The organism is Paenibacillus sp. FSL H7-0714, from assembly GCF_038003765.1.
Classification (GTDB): Bacteria; Bacillota; Bacilli; order Paenibacillales; family Paenibacillaceae; genus Paenibacillus_AQ.
Genome location: NZ_JBBOPT010000001.1, coordinates 5,014,438 through 5,029,022 on the forward strand (window position 1 = coordinate 5,014,438; position 14,585 = coordinate 5,029,022).

Here is a 14,585-nt window from a genome sequence, read left to right on the forward strand (position 1 = left end):
CGTGACCTGCCTGTTCTTTAATTTTTTGGGGCAGCTCCGAAAGAGAAACCGTCCATAATCTTGCTATCAATACATAATACATAGGATAATCCCCCCAGAAAAAGGAGCACTTATTATGAGCCAACGTAACTCCCGTACACAAATGTTGTACACTCTATTTTTTTTGTTTTTCCTTATTTGCGCCTTCGCCGCATTTTTCACAGGCGTCAAGGTTGGCGCAGACAAAACGGAAGCTAAATATGAGCAACAAAAGAGCAGTAATGGATATGGATTAGAAGAATTCACGGGCTCTTACCAACAGAAGGATCTTGTTACTTTCTATCATAACGTATTTTTGCCTTATCGGGAATTCAAGCAGAATTGGAACACACAAGTGGACAAGTTAGCACGCAGTACAGATGCCCGTGTAAATGCAGCAGCTATGAAGAATCTTAGCCTTCTAGCAGATAAACAATATGAAAGAGTTAACCAGGACTCTATCTTTTCCGACTCTCCCTTATTACATCAATCACAGCTAAACATACTCAAAAGCTTAACTTTATTCTCAAAAGCTTCTGGTGAAATAAGTGCAAGTGCATCTGGTGCAGAGACGGCAAAATTGCTGAAAAATGATCCTTATACTGCCGGTGCGGTTAAATTCGGACTGCTCGCACAAAAGAACTTTTATGATTCTATGCTAAAGTGGGGCTCTAAGACAAACCAGAAAATCCCTTCTGTTGCTGGTGAGCTAAAGACCATGTCCTTTATCCAGTGGAAAAAAATGCCTTTTCTTCAAAAGAACGCATCCATCGCTGATATGATGTTAAATCGCGGAATTTTTGCAGCCTACGATCCTCAGGACATTACTGCAAAAATAGACGATTTGATACATTCTGGTACAGCCAGTTCATTGAATCTTACGGATGTTCAGTCCTCAGTAACCCTGCTTATTTCCACAGGTGCTATACAGGTAGAGGATTTTATGAAGTGGCGAGAGCAGTACTATAGCAAGGAGACGATTCCACAGCTCCCGTTTTTTTATGAATAGAACCAGTCATTGAATCATAACGAAAAATGAAGTTCACTTCAAGAAAGCCTACTTTCAAAGCCTATTGACACATCTACATTACCGTGTTACATTATGAAAAAATTAATCAATCAAAAACGATGATGGAACAAAGATTCTGGAAGTCTTCAGAGAGCCGGTGGTTGGTGTAAACCGGTGACAAACAGATGTCTTTAGCGCTCCTGAGATATTGTATCGAACCTTAAAGTAGGTGCAATCGGATCAACTCCGTTACCAGTGTGGCCTTTGCAGGCCAATGAGGCTGCTTCTTCCAAGTTGCAGTGAATTAGGGTGGTACCACGAAGATAACTCTCGTCCCTTACTACGGCAGTAGTATGGGGGTCGGGAGTTTTTTAATTTCTAAATACCTAATCTATACTATCCTTTTGCCCAAAGTTACCGATTCCGCGGCACTTCTGCACGTAGCTTCTTTTATGCGACACCGCGTTGATCTACTATTATCACATGTTTTTTCTCTACTAGTTCGTGAATCTTCAGGTATTGTGGATTGCCCAAAAAGGCGTCCTCGACATATAAAGCTTTTCAACTTTAAGGGGGATAAGAAACCATGTTTAAAGTATTAGTATCGGATCCAATCAGTGATTTGGGCATTCAGCAATTGATGGACGCAGAAGATGTAGTTGTTGACAAAAAAACAGGACTCAGCGAAGACGAACTCATTGCAATTATCGGTGAATACGATGGTCTCCTTGTCCGCAGTCAAACTACTGTAACAGACAAAATCATCGAAGCAGGAAAAAATCTAAAAGTAATTGGTCGTGCAGGTGTTGGTGTAGATAATATCAAACTGGATGCTGCAACAAAGCGTGGTATTGTTGTGATCAATGCTCCTGATGGAAATACAATTACGACTTGTGAGCATGCTTTCGCAATGATGATGGCTCTGGCCCGTCATATTCCACAAGCTTATGCAAAAACAATCGGTGGAACCTGGGATAGAAAAACATTCGTAGGTGTAGAGCTTCGCGGCAAAACTTTAGGTGTACTCGGAATGGGCAGAATCGGTAGCGAAGTGGCTAAACGTGCTAAAGCTTTCGGTATGGAAATTCTTGCTTTCGATCCTTTCCTAACAGCTGAACGTGCTGAAAAGATGGAAGTTAAATTGGCTTCCGTAGACGATGTTGTTCGCGGAGCAGACTTCATTACTGTGCACACTCCACTTACTCCGGAAACACGCCATATGATTTCTCGCCCGCAATTCGAAGTGATGAAAAAGGGAATGCGCATCATCAACTGTGCACGTGGTGGTGTAATTGATGAAATGGCATTGGTAGAAGCTATAGATAGCGGTATTGTTGCTGGCGCTGCGTTCGACGTATTCGAGAAAGAGCCGCCGCAAGCAGATCATCCTTTCCTGTCTCATCCAAAAATCATCGTGACTCCTCACCTTGGCGCTTCTACGATTGAAGCTCAAGAAAATGTGGCGATCGATGTTTCGGAGCAAGTGTTGCATATTCTGCGTAATGAACCGTTCATTAACGCGGTCAACATTCCTCCAGTGGCTCCAAGTGTAATGAATAAGCTTCAACCTTACTTCACGCTTGGGGAAAAACTGGGCAGCTTTGTTACCCAAATTGCAGCTGCTGCTATCCGTGAGATCCATGTTGAATACGCTGGTGATCTTTCGGATGTAGATACCCAACCACTAACCCGCTACATTGTAAAAGGTGTGCTCTCCCGCCACTTTGCAGAGGACGTTAATATCGTAAACTCCATGCATTTAGCGAAAACACGCGACGTGAACGTAGTAATAACTAAAGCTTCTAAAACTAAAGGCTTTACCAACCTGATTACTGTTACTCTAAAAGCTGATCGTGACCAAGAGTATCTTGTTGCCGGCACCCTGCTGCAAGGTTACGGAGAACGGATTGTTCAAGTGAATAAGTTCCCAGTTGATATTGCTCCTGAAGGTCATCAAATCTTTGTATCCCATAACGACAAAGTAGGGATTATCGGACTCGTGGGTACATTGCTTGGTGAGAACGATGTAAACATCGCTTCCATGCAAGTGGGACGTAAAATTGTTGGGGGCGCTGCAATCATGCTGCTGACCGTTGACAAAGCCGTTCCTAAGCAAGTCCTTGTGAAACTCGCTGGTTTACCAGAAATTAACACTGCTGAAGAAATCATCCTTCTTTAATCTATAATATAGAAAGGCCATTCCAGAATGTATTGGAGTGGCCTTTCTTATATTTTACGAATCTTTTTCTTCCTATATTATGAACGAAGGGATTATCCTTCCATCAATATCTGTAAAACCATATTTTTCAGCAAGCTTTCCAACCTGCTGTGGCTCACCGGACATAGACATAACCTCTAGATCAGCGGCTAGTGCAGTCACTGCTCGACCAATATATGTCGTCGATTCACTCATTTTCAGTTCCTCAACTTCTTGCCAATGTTCCTCATCTGTATTCATGGCTTCTAGAACCGCTTCTGTTCTCATCCATCCAGGTGAAAGTGGCATAACCGCAATGCCGTCATCCTTTAACTCCTTCGACAATCCGAAAGCCATACGTAAAAGTGCATTTTTAGAAAGATCATAATAAAAGTTGCCTAAATATTTATAATGATCCCAGAAGGTTGTATGGATAATTAGACCACCAGTTTTTGCCATGCGCATGAAGGGAATTGCGTAATAATTTGTGATCATCTGTGCTCTCACACCGGCATTAAACATATTGTCCCAATGCGCTGTAGGTAGCTCCCAAAAAGGCTTCTGCTCGATAGCTAAATCATTGCCTCCCCATACGTTGTTAACTAAGATATCGAGCCGCCCCTGCTCTTCAGCGATCTGACGGATCACTGCTTCTGTTTCTTGATCCTTCGTATGGTCACATCGTATTACCGCACCAGAACCTCCACTCTCTTTTATTTCTCTAAGTACGCTATCTATGCTCCCCTTAATATGTTCTGTGACGGATACATCTGTGGTTCTCCCTGTAATATAGACAAAAGCGCCTCTTCTTGCTAATTCTAAAGCGATCCCCCTCCCAGCACCTCTGCTGCTCCCGGTGACCAATGCGACTTTCCCTTTCAATGTCATAGCCCTCAACCCTTTCCACCTGAATTCGGATTTCAATATTCTGTGAACATTCCTTACGTTTTATAAGTATAGCCCGTATATATGACATCAACTGACATATATAATATAATCATAATTTAGAAATGATTAATGGTGATCGTCTAATCAATAATTCGAGGAGGTACAATAGCCTAATGAGAGCCGACCGTTTGTTATCAATATTACTTCTGTTGCAAAATCGTGGAAAAATGACTTCTAGAGAATTGGCCCAAACACTCGAGGTATCAGAACGAACTGTGTTTCGTGATATGGAAGCATTAAGTGCTGCAGGAATACCCATTTTAGCTGAACGTGGTCGTGAAGGAGGCTGGATGCTAACTGAAGGGTACCGAACCTCCCTAACGGGAATGAAGCCACAAGAGATTGGTTCACTGCTTCTGTCCGCTGACGCATCTATAATGAAGGATCTGGGGATACAAGACGACTACTCTTCCGCTCTTCTCAAACTAGAGGCTGCATCCTCACATCGACTTAGTAACCCAGCAAATTACCTAAGCGAGCGTATTCATATTGATGGCGCCAGTTGGCATCCTTCGGATGAGACTTATCCGTTCCTTTCTGTACTGCAGAGAGCACTTTGGGAGGACCGTAAAGTAAAAATCACTTATCTCCGGAGCAACGAGACAACGGTCCGTTTCATTGAACCTCTTGGGTTAGTTGCAAAACGCGGAGTATGGTATGTCGTAGCCAAAAGCAAAGATGAACTACGAACCTTTCGTGTGTCCAGATTAGTTAACGTTGAGGAGACACATGAGTGGTTTAAAAGACCTGATGACTTTGATTTAAAACAGTACTGGGAAGAGTCCACCACGGCCTTTAAAGCAGCACTGCCAAAGTATCAAGTAAAGCTAAGGGTTAGAACATCTGTCTTAAAAGAATTACAGCGAGAAAGATTCGTCACTGTCCAATTGATAGAGCCAACAAGCAATGCAGAGTGGGTGAACGTAGATGCCGAATTTAATACGATCGAGTCGGCCTGCCGGATAATCCTTTCTTTTAGTCCCTCGGTTATTGTACTTTCACCGCAAGAACTTTTAGAGATGGTAAAGTCTGCTATCGCAAGAATTTCCGCTATTTATGAGGATTTTTGACACGAAATCTAAAGAACTACTCCGAAAAGAAGATTTATGTCAGTTCTTACTATAGACCAATCACCTTTAAATCCCATATAATAACACCAATACATAATATTAATAAGGAGGACATTATACCAATGAACTGGATGCATAAACTTCCGTTAAAACAAAGAATTGTTGCCGGATGTTACCTCGTTGCCGCACTATTTGCCATCCCTGTTTTAGTTACTTTTATGATCTTAGGCAACATTATTTTGGGTATTGTTCTAATCGTTGTTCTTGCTGCTCTAACCTTCCCAGTGGCCCGCTTTATCGAGAGAACGCTTACATCTTCTTTTGATGACATCGCGAATGTATCTCATAGTATTTCAAAAGGGGATTTTACTAGTAGAGCCGATGAGAACGGGTCTATGGGGGACGTAAGTCGTTCCTTTAATACTATGATTGACAAGCTCAAGAAGATTTTGACAGAAGCATCACAAATCACTCGTCAAGTTATGGATGCAAGCCGTGGAATCGAAGATAAGAATCAGAATTTGAAAATTGTCATGGCACAGGTAGCCTCTTCGTCTAACGAGCTAGCTCTTGGTGCAAATGAAATATCTACGGATATCGCTGAAATGACAGAATCCATTAAAGATATTGAGAATAAAGTATCCAATTATACGAACTCAACGAAAGAAATGAACAGACGTTCAATACATACATTAGAACTAGTTGAACAAGGACGGCAGTCCGTTGATACTCAAGCTGAAGGCATGCGCAAAAACATCCAGGCTACTCAAAAAGTAGCTGATACTATCGAAGCCCTGTCTCATAATGCTCGCGGAATTACGATGATTACAAAAACCATCACAGAGATCGCTGAGCAGACCAACCTCTTATCGCTGAATGCCTCCATCGAAGCAGCACGCGCCGGAGAGCATGGTCGAGGATTTGCTGTAGTCGCACAGGAGGTTCGTAAACTTGCCGAAGAATCAACGGCTTCAACGAAGGAAGTCTTTGGCTTAGTTCGGAGCATCGAAACTGATATCAAACAAGCGATCGACAATATCGCTATCAACGAAGAAGTCGTACAGGTACAGAATGAGATGATCACTCAATCTGCTCATATCTTTGCTCAAATTGTGCAAAGTGTGCAGTATATTACCGAGCAAATCTCTTCCTTCTCTGCTGAAAGTGATCTGATGTTGGAAAGTGCCTTGAAAATCTCAAGTGCAATAGAGAATATCTCTGCAATCACACAGCAAACCGCTGCCGGCACCGAGGAAGTATCCGCCGCTATGAATGAACAAATTAATGCCCTGCAGTCTGTTGCTGAAGAAACTGAGAAAATGACACAGGCTGTGTTTAATCTACAGAAGACTATCCATATTTTCAAGTTTTAAGTCACTTGCAAAAATATATAAACAAGTCCAAAAACTCCTCCTAAGTTTTGACTTAGGGGGAGTTTTTTTATATCTATTATTTCATAGGTTGGACAAGACTTTCGTCAAAATTCGAGTTAATTTGCGAAAATATATTGACAAAGGTACTCTAGGAATATATTGTAAAGGAAAATTCTTCTTATAAATTTTAAAATTAATATTGGCAAAATCTTCGAAAGAGGATGACGCAAAACCATGGATCTACAGCCTCATTTTTAATCAGAGGCCATGACTGCCAGGTTGCAGAAAACCAAGACGACTGAACAATTGTTCAGTCTCTATGGCGATTTATGCCACCAACCTGTGCCCTAATTCAGAGCACAGGTTTTCTAATGTTTGATTTTAAAATAACAATCAACTTGTGAGGTGTATTTTTTGAAGACAGTCGCAGATTACATGTCGGAAGCACTACGGAACCTAGGTGTTACCCATTCCTTTGGTATTATTGGGAAATCCATTTGTCCTATTGTTCTTAAAATGGTAGATTACGGTATTGAATTTATTCCTGGGAGACATGAGTCCAGTTCCGGCTTCGAAGCAGCCGGGTATGCGCTTAAAACTGGAAAACTAGGTGTAGCTTTTGGTACTTCAGGTCCTGGTGGAACAAACCTATTAACTGCAGCAGCACATGCTAAGGCTAACAACCTACCTGTCCTATTTATTACTGGCCATCAATCTATTAAAGAGCTTGGAATTCCCCAATGTCAGGACTCTACTTCTTTTCTAGCTGATTTAGCTGATATGTTTAGACCTGCCACCTTATATAGCAAGCTTATTGAACGTGGAGATCACTTTAACACAATCTTTAATCATGCCATATCCATTGCTTTGAGCGGTAATCGTGGTCCAGTTCACCTTTGTATTCCCTTTGATGTACAAACGGAATTGCTAGAGGAATGTAATATTGTAATCCCTGAACGCGAATCACTGGTTAGCCATGCTAATATCGACCGTGTACTTGATGCTATAAATAACTCTAAGAATCCAATAATTATCGCGGGTAAAGGCGTTAACCGCTCAGGAGCACATAGTGAGCTAATTCAATTAGCGGAAACATTTAATATTCCTGTAGTTACATCTCCAGGTGGTAAAGGGGCTATAGCTTGGGATCATCCACTCTATCACGGTCCAATTGGAGTAGGCGGTTGTACCCATGGGGATGACTTGCTGAATCAAAGTGATCTATTTATCGTTCTCGGGTCACGTTTAAGTGATATGACTATTTGTAATCTTAAAAGGGAAAATCATCCTGCAACATTAATTCAGTTTGATAGCGATCCGACTTTTGTCGGAAAAATATTGTTCTCTAAAACGATTCCAGTGACTGGAGATCTACGGGACAATCTAGTTTACTATCTCAATAATATTGACACGAACAACATCACAAAACGCGAAGCACCGACAAATTCCGATTATACCGAAGAGCCTCCGATTTTACCAAACCTTTCACTTGCATCGGTCTTGAGTACGATGAGTGATTTGATTCCTTATAACAGCACAGTCTTTGTTGATGATGGAAGTCACGGTTTCCATGCTGCGAAATGGTACAAGGTTAAGAAACCGGGCAGTTTTGTTTTCGATGCTTACTTTGCTTGTATGGGTAATTCCATCGGAATGGCGATTGGTGCAAAGGTTGCTGCTCCAGAAGAAACGATCTTCTGCATTACAGGAGATGGCTGCTTTATGATGCTAGGCGCAGAGATTAACGCTGCTGTCTGCAAGGATATTCCTGTCATATTCATTGTTGTGAATAATAAACAGCTAGATATGGCTCTAAAAGGTATGGAAAAAACTACAGGACGTATTGACGGAACTATCTACGAAGTCCCTATGGATGCTGTGAAATTCGCAGAATCACTAGGCGCTAAGGGTTACAAATGTGAGACAGCGGAGGAGTTCGAAACAGCCATCAAGGATGCTGTTGCCATCAACCGTGTTGCCGTCATTGAACTGCTAACAGACCGTGATGAGGTCCCTCCGACTGCTCACCGTACTTTGAACCTAAATTAGGAGGTCACTTATGAAAGACAATGTAAACAGTGGTCTGAACCACTTCACGAATCTCTCTGGAGACTACGGAGCTAAAGCACTGGCTCCGATTAAAGAACATTTCCCCGATTTGGCTGAATTTATTATGGGGAATGCCTACGGCGATATTTTTCAACGCAACACAATCGAAGCTGACTGGAAGGAAATCGCAGTTATCTCTGCCCTGATTTCGATGGGTCAGTTTGATCAATTGGGTGTTCATTATGTCATGGCTCTTCGTGTGGGAGTTACTGTAGAACAACTCAAAGGTATTCTATTACACTTAGTACCCGCTATAGGGGCACCTAGAATCATCACCGCTTTTAATATTCTTCTCGAAACGATTGAAGAAATAAAGTAACTATTTTCAGTAAAATTAAAATATCGGGAGATGTTAACGTGGGACAGTTTATTTTAAAGACAGACACTACTAAAAAAGTAATCAATATTGAGCTGGAAGGAACATTTTCTGAAGAAGATGGTCTGAAATCTATCCAAGCTTATCAACAAACTATTAATCCTATCACTCCAGCTGACTATGAATTACAAATCGACTGCAGAAAGCTAAACGTAACTGCACCTGATGTTGTGCCTCTTTTGGAAGGTTGCTTCGTAATGTTTAAGAATGATGGATTTGTAAAAGTAAATCTAACCCTTGAGAATAACCCAATTCTTAAAATGCAGCTTGCTCGTCTGGGTCGTAAAGCAGGACTAGATAACATCGAGATCATTTCCACCGTTACAGCTTAATTCTTCTTATAACTAAAAAAACTATAGAGTTTTTCAGGAGGATTCATTCATATGACCGGAATTCGTATTCAAGACATTGATATCTATCATCCTAGTAATAAAGTTGGTAACGACTTTTTTATTAAGCATTTTGACGAAAAGGGTATTGATATCCGAGGTCTACTGACCACTTTAGGTCGTGATACGCGCTATAGCATTAAGAATGAGGAAGAAAATTCTCTTACGATGGCTTTTGAGGCTGCCAGTAATGTGTTGGATAAAAATGGTCTCACTGGCGCTGATATCGATCTTATTGCCTATGCAAGTCAAACTCCTGAATATATCTTTCCTACTAACTCTTTAATGATTCACCGTTTAATTAACGGCGCATCCCATACAATTTGTATAGATAGCAACGCTAACTGTGCAGGTATGACTGCTTCCGTAGAACAGGTGAGCCGTCAAATGCAAGCCAATCCTAGAATTAAACGTGCTTTGGTCATCGGATCCGATTATGTAGCACCTCATGCAGATAAGAATGATCCAGTCTATTATGCTAACTTCGGTGATGCAGCTGCGGCAGTCCTTCTTGTGCGCGATGATAATGCGGTAGGCTTCATTGATTCTGTCTATCAAACAGACACATGCGTTTACGGCAACTCCATGTTCCCGGCTGAAGGCTTGGCTAATCTGGGTAGAAAAGGCGTCGCGGCTGGAGAATTCAATGTGAAATTCATTCCATTTGATGATTCCATTTGCGTAGATGCTGCTTCTGAATCGATTCGCACGCTTCTATCTGATAACAACATAGCGCCTGAATCTATTAAAGCGGCCTGTTTCTCACAGCTTTCACTGCCTAATATCGTTGGTGTTTGTGAAAAAGTGGGTATTGATCGTGAGGTTGCGGTTTACATAGGTGATGAATTCGGATACACCTCAACCAGTAGCCCGTTTATCGCTCTACACAAAGCTATTACTACAGGAAAGATCGAACGCGGAGATAAAGTTCTGTTCTGGACAGTGGGCGCTGGATGGCAAAACGTAGCATTTGTTATTGAATATTAAGCGTCACAACCTAAAAAGCGGCAGGCCAAGGATTATCCTTAGCTTGCCGCTTTTTAGGTTGATCTGTTCTTTAGGACTCGCTGGCAAAGGATAACCCCTTTTCAGTGAGCGCACGCCGTAGTACATCAATCCCTTTTGGTCCCATCCCATGGAGCTGCAGAAGCTCTGACTCAGTGAGCATACTGATTTGGTGAATCTGTGTATACCCAGCACCATGAAGTGCTGTAAGTGCAGGCTTAGATAGTCCACTCGGTAGATCAGATTCTGTTCCATTAAACATAGACATATGCATCTCCCTGATCACTGATATCTTTCATGTTTTTCCCAGCCCATGGTACGCGCTACAGCGTCTTTCCAGGCGTTGTAACGTCGTTCACGCTCATCTATACCCATTACAGGTGAAAAGACCCTCTCAGCTTTGTTAAAGCTTTCTAGCTGCTCTCTTGTCCAGACTCCTGAGGTTAATCCAGCCAGAAGTGCTGCTCCCAGCGCAGTCGTCTCCGCATATGTAGTTCGAGTAACTTCACTACCGAGGATATCAGACTGGAACTGCATCAGCAAATCATTACGAACCGCTCCACCATCTACACGAAGTCCGGTCAATGGCATGCCTGCATCTTTTTCCATCGCCCCAATTACATCTCTAGACTGAAATGCTAATGACTCTAACGTTGCTCTTACCAAATGCCCCGAGGTGGTTCCTCTAGTTAGACCGAAGACTGCTCCACGTGCATACATATCCCAATAAGGGGCACCTAGTCCAGTAAAAGCAGGTACGACGACAACCCCTTCACTGTCCTCTACTTCCCGTGCTTTGTCTTCCGAGCCTGCCGGTTCCGTTATGAGTCCTAACCCCTCCTGAAGCCATTGTACAGCCGCTCCGGCTACAAACACACTGCCCTCGAGTGCATAATAGAGTTCATCCCCCATTCCCCAAGCTACAGTGGTCAACAACCCATGACTGGAGACTACAGCTTCTGTACCTGTATTCATCAGAATAAAGCATCCAGTTCCATATGTGTTTTTGGCACTGCCAGGTTCAAGACAAGTATGTCCAAACAAAGCAGCTTGTTGATCCCCCAATACAGAGTGAATAGGTATTTCTGTCCCGAACCACTGCGCGTCTGCTGCTCCAAATTCACTACCGGACATCCTCACTTCTGGCAGGATGGAGCGTGGTACACGAAGCTCCTCCATTAGCTCTTCGTCCCAGCAGCGCTCATGTAGATTATATAGCATCGTACGCGATGCATTAGTTACATCAGTAGCATGTACAGCCCCGCCAGTAAGCTTCCAGATTAGCCAGCTGTCTACTGTCCCAGCTAGTAGCTCGCCATTATTCGCCCGCTCTCGTGCGCCGTCTACATGATCAAGAATCCAGGAGAATTTTGTTGCAGAAAAATAAGCATCCACAACGAGTCCCGTCTTGCTAGCAATGAGTCCCTCTACCCCCTTACTCTTGATCTCTTCACACAGCTCTGCAGTACGTCTGTCCTGCCACACAATCGCAGGATAAATCGGATTGCCTGTTGCTCTATCCCAGATCAGGGCCGTTTCCCTCTGATTTGTAATTCCAATGGAATATATTTCCTGAGGCGTTATCCCGCCCTGAGTAATCGCATCTCTTGCTGCTGCAAGCTGTGACGCCCAGATTTGCTCTGGGTCATGCTCCACCCAGCCAGGGTGTGGGAAAGATTGTTTAACCTCATATTGCCCTTGTGAGACGATTCTAGCGTCCTCATCGAACACTATGGCTCGTGAACTGGTAGTCCCTTGGTCTAAAGATAAAATCATTTGATGGCCTCCCAAGCATAAACAATGAGATATGTTCCACGATGAACAAGATTAATGTGTTTGTTTCAACAAAAAGCACCTCTGCTGTCAGAGGCGCTATCACACATTGTGTTTGGAATTACTGTTTTTCGACAGGAAGTCTTAGGGTAAAGGTTGTACTTTCGCCCAACTTACTGGAAGCTGAAATGGTTCCGTGATGCGATTCAACAATATTTTTAACAATCGCAAGCCCGAGTCCCGTTCCACCTGATTCTCCCCGTACACGTGCCTTATCGGCTTTGTAGAAACGATCAAATATATAAGGCAGATCTTCCTGCGGAATGCCGACGCCTTCATCCTGAATTTTAATTTCAAAATAGCGACGCCCTTCTAAGACACAAGTTCCTGTATGAACTGTGATCTTCTTGCCACCCTGCGTATGACGAAAAGCATTATCGAGCAAATTGGTTAAGACCTGCTCAAGCTTATCTTCATCCGCTGCCTTAAGAACAAGGACATCGCTCTCTTTATTTAGCTGCAGATGAATATCACGCTCTTTCGCACGTACGGAAAATTTACGATACACTCGTTCCAGCAGTTCGTTCACATCTACTTCTGCCTTCAGCATATCCGTATGTCCAGCTTCCATTCGCGCAAGGTCGAGCAGATCCTTTACAAGACGTCCCATACGGAGCGATTCATCATGAATGACCTGAATCAGTTCACTGCTTTCCTCTGGTGAAGAAGCCATGCCGTCAAGTAAAGCCTCACTATAACCTTGCATCATCGATAATGGCGTCCGAATCTCATGAGAGACGTTTGCCACGAAGTCACGGCGCATTTTTTCGAGTCGCACTTCTTCAGTCACATCACGCAGAACAGCAACCACTCCACGAATGCTCCCCTCAGAATATAAAGGTGCCATATGGACGGACCACACGCCCTGCCGGACATGTACATTAGAACGCTCATCGCCGCCTTGTTTCAACGTGCTCAAAAATAAAGGACGCAGGGGAGGTGGAACATTACTCTCAGCCGTTTCCGTATGAGGTTCAATGTCACTCTCTTGTTCCCACTCTAAATCGCTCCAGCTCTCAAGTAGCGATTGACCATGCGGATTGGTCAGAATAATCTGGCCTTCGATGTCAAAGGTGATTACAGCATCACTCATGCTGCGTAATACACTGGATAAATGGCCCTTCTCATGGTGCAGACTGCGAATATTCTCTTCCAACTCCTCAGCCATATGGTTGAAGGAAGTCGCCAATTGGCCAATCTCGTCACTTGTGACCAGCGTCAGCCTTGTTCCGTATTCACCACGTCGAATGTTGTTTGCAGCCTCGATGACACGTTGCATCGGTTGAGTGATCTTGGTAAACAAGAACAACGCGAAGAATGTCGTCAAAGAAAATCCGATCATGCACGTATACATAAATAAACGTTTGATATCGCCGGAATTAGCAAAGTTGCTGTCGATATAGGGAAGTAGAAACAACCCGAGTGTAATAAGCACGACAGCGACCAGGCAGATGATCGTGACCCACAGCTTGCCGACAAGACTTCTCCAGAAGTTCACTTATTTAGGTACCTCAAGTTTGTAGCCTACACCCCATACAGTTGTAATCATCGCCGCGGATTCCGGTGATACTTTATTCAGTTTTTCACGAAGACGCTTAACATGGGTATCGACTGTACGCAAATCTCCGAAAAACTCATAATTCCAAACATCTTTAAGGAGTTCTTCACGAGAGAACACTTTATCCGGTGAAATCGCCAAATAATGCAGCAGTTCGTATTCTTTCGGTGTCAGACTCACTTCTTCACCGCCAGCAGTTACTCGGTGTGCGTCATGCTCAATAATAAGATGAGTGAATACAATGTTATTACTGGAGTTGCTCTCTTTGGACAAAAATGCTGTTGCTGAAGAACGGCGCATAATGGCCTTCACGCGATAAATCACTTCGCGAGGACTAAATGGCTTCACGACATAATCATCCGCGCCCATTTCAAAGCCCTGTACACGATTAATCTCTTCGCCTTTAGCTGTAAGCATTAAGACAGGTGTCGATTTGACCCCTCTGAGTCGGGTCAGCACTTCCATTCCATCAATGCCAGGCAGCATAACATCCAGCAAAATTAGACCGTAGTCATTTGCTGTTGCTTTGCGAAGAGCGATTTCGCCATCTTCAGCTTCGTCGATTTCATAACCTTCTTTTTCAAGATACATCTTTAGCAGGCGGCGAATGCGTTCCTCATCATCCACTACCAGAATTCTGTTTAAATGATCTGCCATTTCACAACAACCCCTTCATCAATACAGTAGAACGTAACCTTAA

At 43.1% G+C, this 14,585-nt stretch carries 13 protein-coding genes, 1 riboswitch and 1 other annotated feature; of the genes, 8 read left to right on the forward strand and 5 right to left on the reverse strand.

Annotation, left to right across the window (positions count from 1 at the left end):
- Window positions 1-115: 115 nt before the first annotated feature.
- Both NST34_RS22465 and serA read left to right on the forward strand, forming a co-directional pair.
- On the forward strand, window positions 116-1,027 hold the full coding sequence (locus tag NST34_RS22465) for a hypothetical protein (RefSeq protein ID WP_341128799.1): 912 nt from the start codon (window positions 116-118) through the stop codon (window positions 1,025-1,027).
- A gap of 110 nt (window positions 1,028-1,137) precedes the next feature.
- Window positions 1,138-1,368, forward strand: a binding site (T-box leader).
- Between the two features lie 245 nt (window positions 1,369-1,613).
- A complete protein-coding gene (gene serA / locus NST34_RS22470) occupies window positions 1,614-3,206 on the forward strand; it encodes a phosphoglycerate dehydrogenase (RefSeq protein ID WP_076284555.1) in 1,593 nt (530 codons plus the stop codon).
- Window positions 3,207-3,278: 72 nt separating this feature from the next.
- Here the strand turns inward: serA and NST34_RS22475 are convergent, their stop codons facing one another.
- The gene (locus NST34_RS22475; protein WP_341129581.1) at window positions 3,279-4,112 is read right to left on the reverse strand and encodes an SDR family NAD(P)-dependent oxidoreductase; all 834 of its coding nucleotides are present in this window, start codon (window positions 4,110-4,112) and stop codon (window positions 3,279-3,281) included.
- A gap of 173 nt (window positions 4,113-4,285) precedes the next feature.
- On the opposite strand from NST34_RS22475, the gene NST34_RS22480 reads away from it, so the two are divergent.
- From NST34_RS22480 to NST34_RS22505, 6 genes are all read left to right on the forward strand, one after another.
- The gene (locus NST34_RS22480) at window positions 4,286-5,242 is read left to right on the forward strand and encodes a helix-turn-helix transcriptional regulator (protein WP_341128800.1); all 957 of its coding nucleotides are present in this window, start codon (window positions 4,286-4,288) and stop codon (window positions 5,240-5,242) included.
- 122 nt (window positions 5,243-5,364) lie between these two features.
- Complete coding sequence (locus NST34_RS22485) at window positions 5,365-6,615, forward strand: methyl-accepting chemotaxis protein (protein ID WP_042190241.1); 1,251 nt, start codon at window positions 5,365-5,367, stop codon at window positions 6,613-6,615.
- A gap of 191 nt (window positions 6,616-6,806) precedes the next feature.
- Window positions 6,807-6,902, forward strand: a riboswitch (cyclic di-GMP riboswitch).
- 118 nt (window positions 6,903-7,020) lie between these two features.
- Window positions 7,021-8,664, forward strand: a complete 1,644-nt coding sequence (locus NST34_RS22490) for a thiamine pyrophosphate-binding protein (protein WP_052404378.1) — start codon at window positions 7,021-7,023, stop codon at window positions 8,662-8,664.
- A 10-nt stretch (window positions 8,665-8,674) separates the two neighbouring features.
- Window positions 8,675-9,043, forward strand: a complete 369-nt coding sequence (locus NST34_RS22495; RefSeq protein ID WP_042129622.1) for a carboxymuconolactone decarboxylase family protein — start codon at window positions 8,675-8,677, stop codon at window positions 9,041-9,043.
- Between the two features lie 38 nt (window positions 9,044-9,081).
- Complete coding sequence (locus tag NST34_RS22500) at window positions 9,082-9,432, forward strand: hypothetical protein (protein WP_042190245.1); 351 nt, start codon at window positions 9,082-9,084, stop codon at window positions 9,430-9,432.
- Window positions 9,433-9,483: 51 nt separating this feature from the next.
- Window positions 9,484-10,476, forward strand: coding sequence for a 3-oxoacyl-[acyl-carrier-protein] synthase III C-terminal domain-containing protein (locus NST34_RS22505; protein ID WP_042190247.1), 993 nt, complete (start codon window positions 9,484-9,486; stop codon window positions 10,474-10,476).
- A 70-nt stretch (window positions 10,477-10,546) separates the two neighbouring features.
- On the opposite strand, the gene NST34_RS22510 is transcribed toward NST34_RS22505, so the two are convergent.
- The 4 genes from NST34_RS22510 to NST34_RS22525 all read right to left on the reverse strand — a co-directional run bounded on the left by NST34_RS22510 (window position 10,547) and on the right by NST34_RS22525 (window position 14,542).
- Window positions 10,547-10,762, reverse strand: a complete 216-nt coding sequence (locus NST34_RS22510) for a DNA-binding protein (protein ID WP_341128801.1) — start codon at window positions 10,760-10,762, stop codon at window positions 10,547-10,549.
- A 14-nt stretch (window positions 10,763-10,776) separates the two neighbouring features.
- Entirely contained in the window at window positions 10,777-12,270 is a 1,494-nt protein-coding gene (gene glpK / locus NST34_RS22515; protein ID WP_341128802.1) for a glycerol kinase GlpK, read from the reverse strand.
- A 118-nt stretch (window positions 12,271-12,388) separates the two neighbouring features.
- Window positions 12,389-13,825 (reverse strand): ATP-binding protein, encoded by a 1,437-nt coding sequence (locus NST34_RS22520; protein ID WP_076284549.1) that lies wholly within the window; start codon window positions 13,823-13,825, stop codon window positions 12,389-12,391.
- Entirely contained in the window at window positions 13,826-14,542 is a 717-nt protein-coding gene (locus tag NST34_RS22525; RefSeq protein ID WP_036676174.1) for a response regulator transcription factor, read from the reverse strand. It lies immediately after the preceding gene.
- Window positions 14,543-14,585 lie beyond the last annotated feature (43 nt).

What these genes read in the sequence shown, in the direction of transcription:
- NST34_RS22465 (WP_341128799.1), top strand. Translation starts at nt 116, where the DNA reads ATGAGCCAACGTAACTCCCGTACACAAATGTTGTACACTCTATTTTTT.
- serA (WP_076284555.1), top strand. Translation starts at nt 1,614, where the DNA reads ATGTTTAAAGTATTAGTATCGGATCCAATCAGTGATTTGGGCATTCAG.
- NST34_RS22475 (WP_341129581.1), bottom strand. Translation starts at nt 4,112, where the DNA reads ATGACATTGAAAGGGAAAGTCGCATTGGTCACCGGGAGCAGCAGAGGT.
- NST34_RS22480 (WP_341128800.1), top strand. Translation starts at nt 4,286, where the DNA reads ATGAGAGCCGACCGTTTGTTATCAATATTACTTCTGTTGCAAAATCGT.
- NST34_RS22485 (WP_042190241.1), top strand. Translation starts at nt 5,365, where the DNA reads ATGAACTGGATGCATAAACTTCCGTTAAAACAAAGAATTGTTGCCGGA.
- NST34_RS22495 (WP_042129622.1), top strand. Translation starts at nt 8,675, where the DNA reads ATGAAAGACAATGTAAACAGTGGTCTGAACCACTTCACGAATCTCTCT.
- NST34_RS22505 (WP_042190247.1), top strand. Translation starts at nt 9,484, where the DNA reads ATGACCGGAATTCGTATTCAAGACATTGATATCTATCATCCTAGTAAT.
- NST34_RS22510 (WP_341128801.1), bottom strand. Translation starts at nt 10,762, where the DNA reads ATGTCTATGTTTAATGGAACAGAATCTGATCTACCGAGTGGACTATCT.
- glpK (WP_341128802.1), bottom strand. Translation starts at nt 12,270, where the DNA reads ATGATTTTATCTTTAGACCAAGGGACTACCAGTTCACGAGCCATAGTG.
- NST34_RS22525 (WP_036676174.1), bottom strand. Translation starts at nt 14,542, where the DNA reads ATGGCAGATCATTTAAACAGAATTCTGGTAGTGGATGATGAGGAACGC.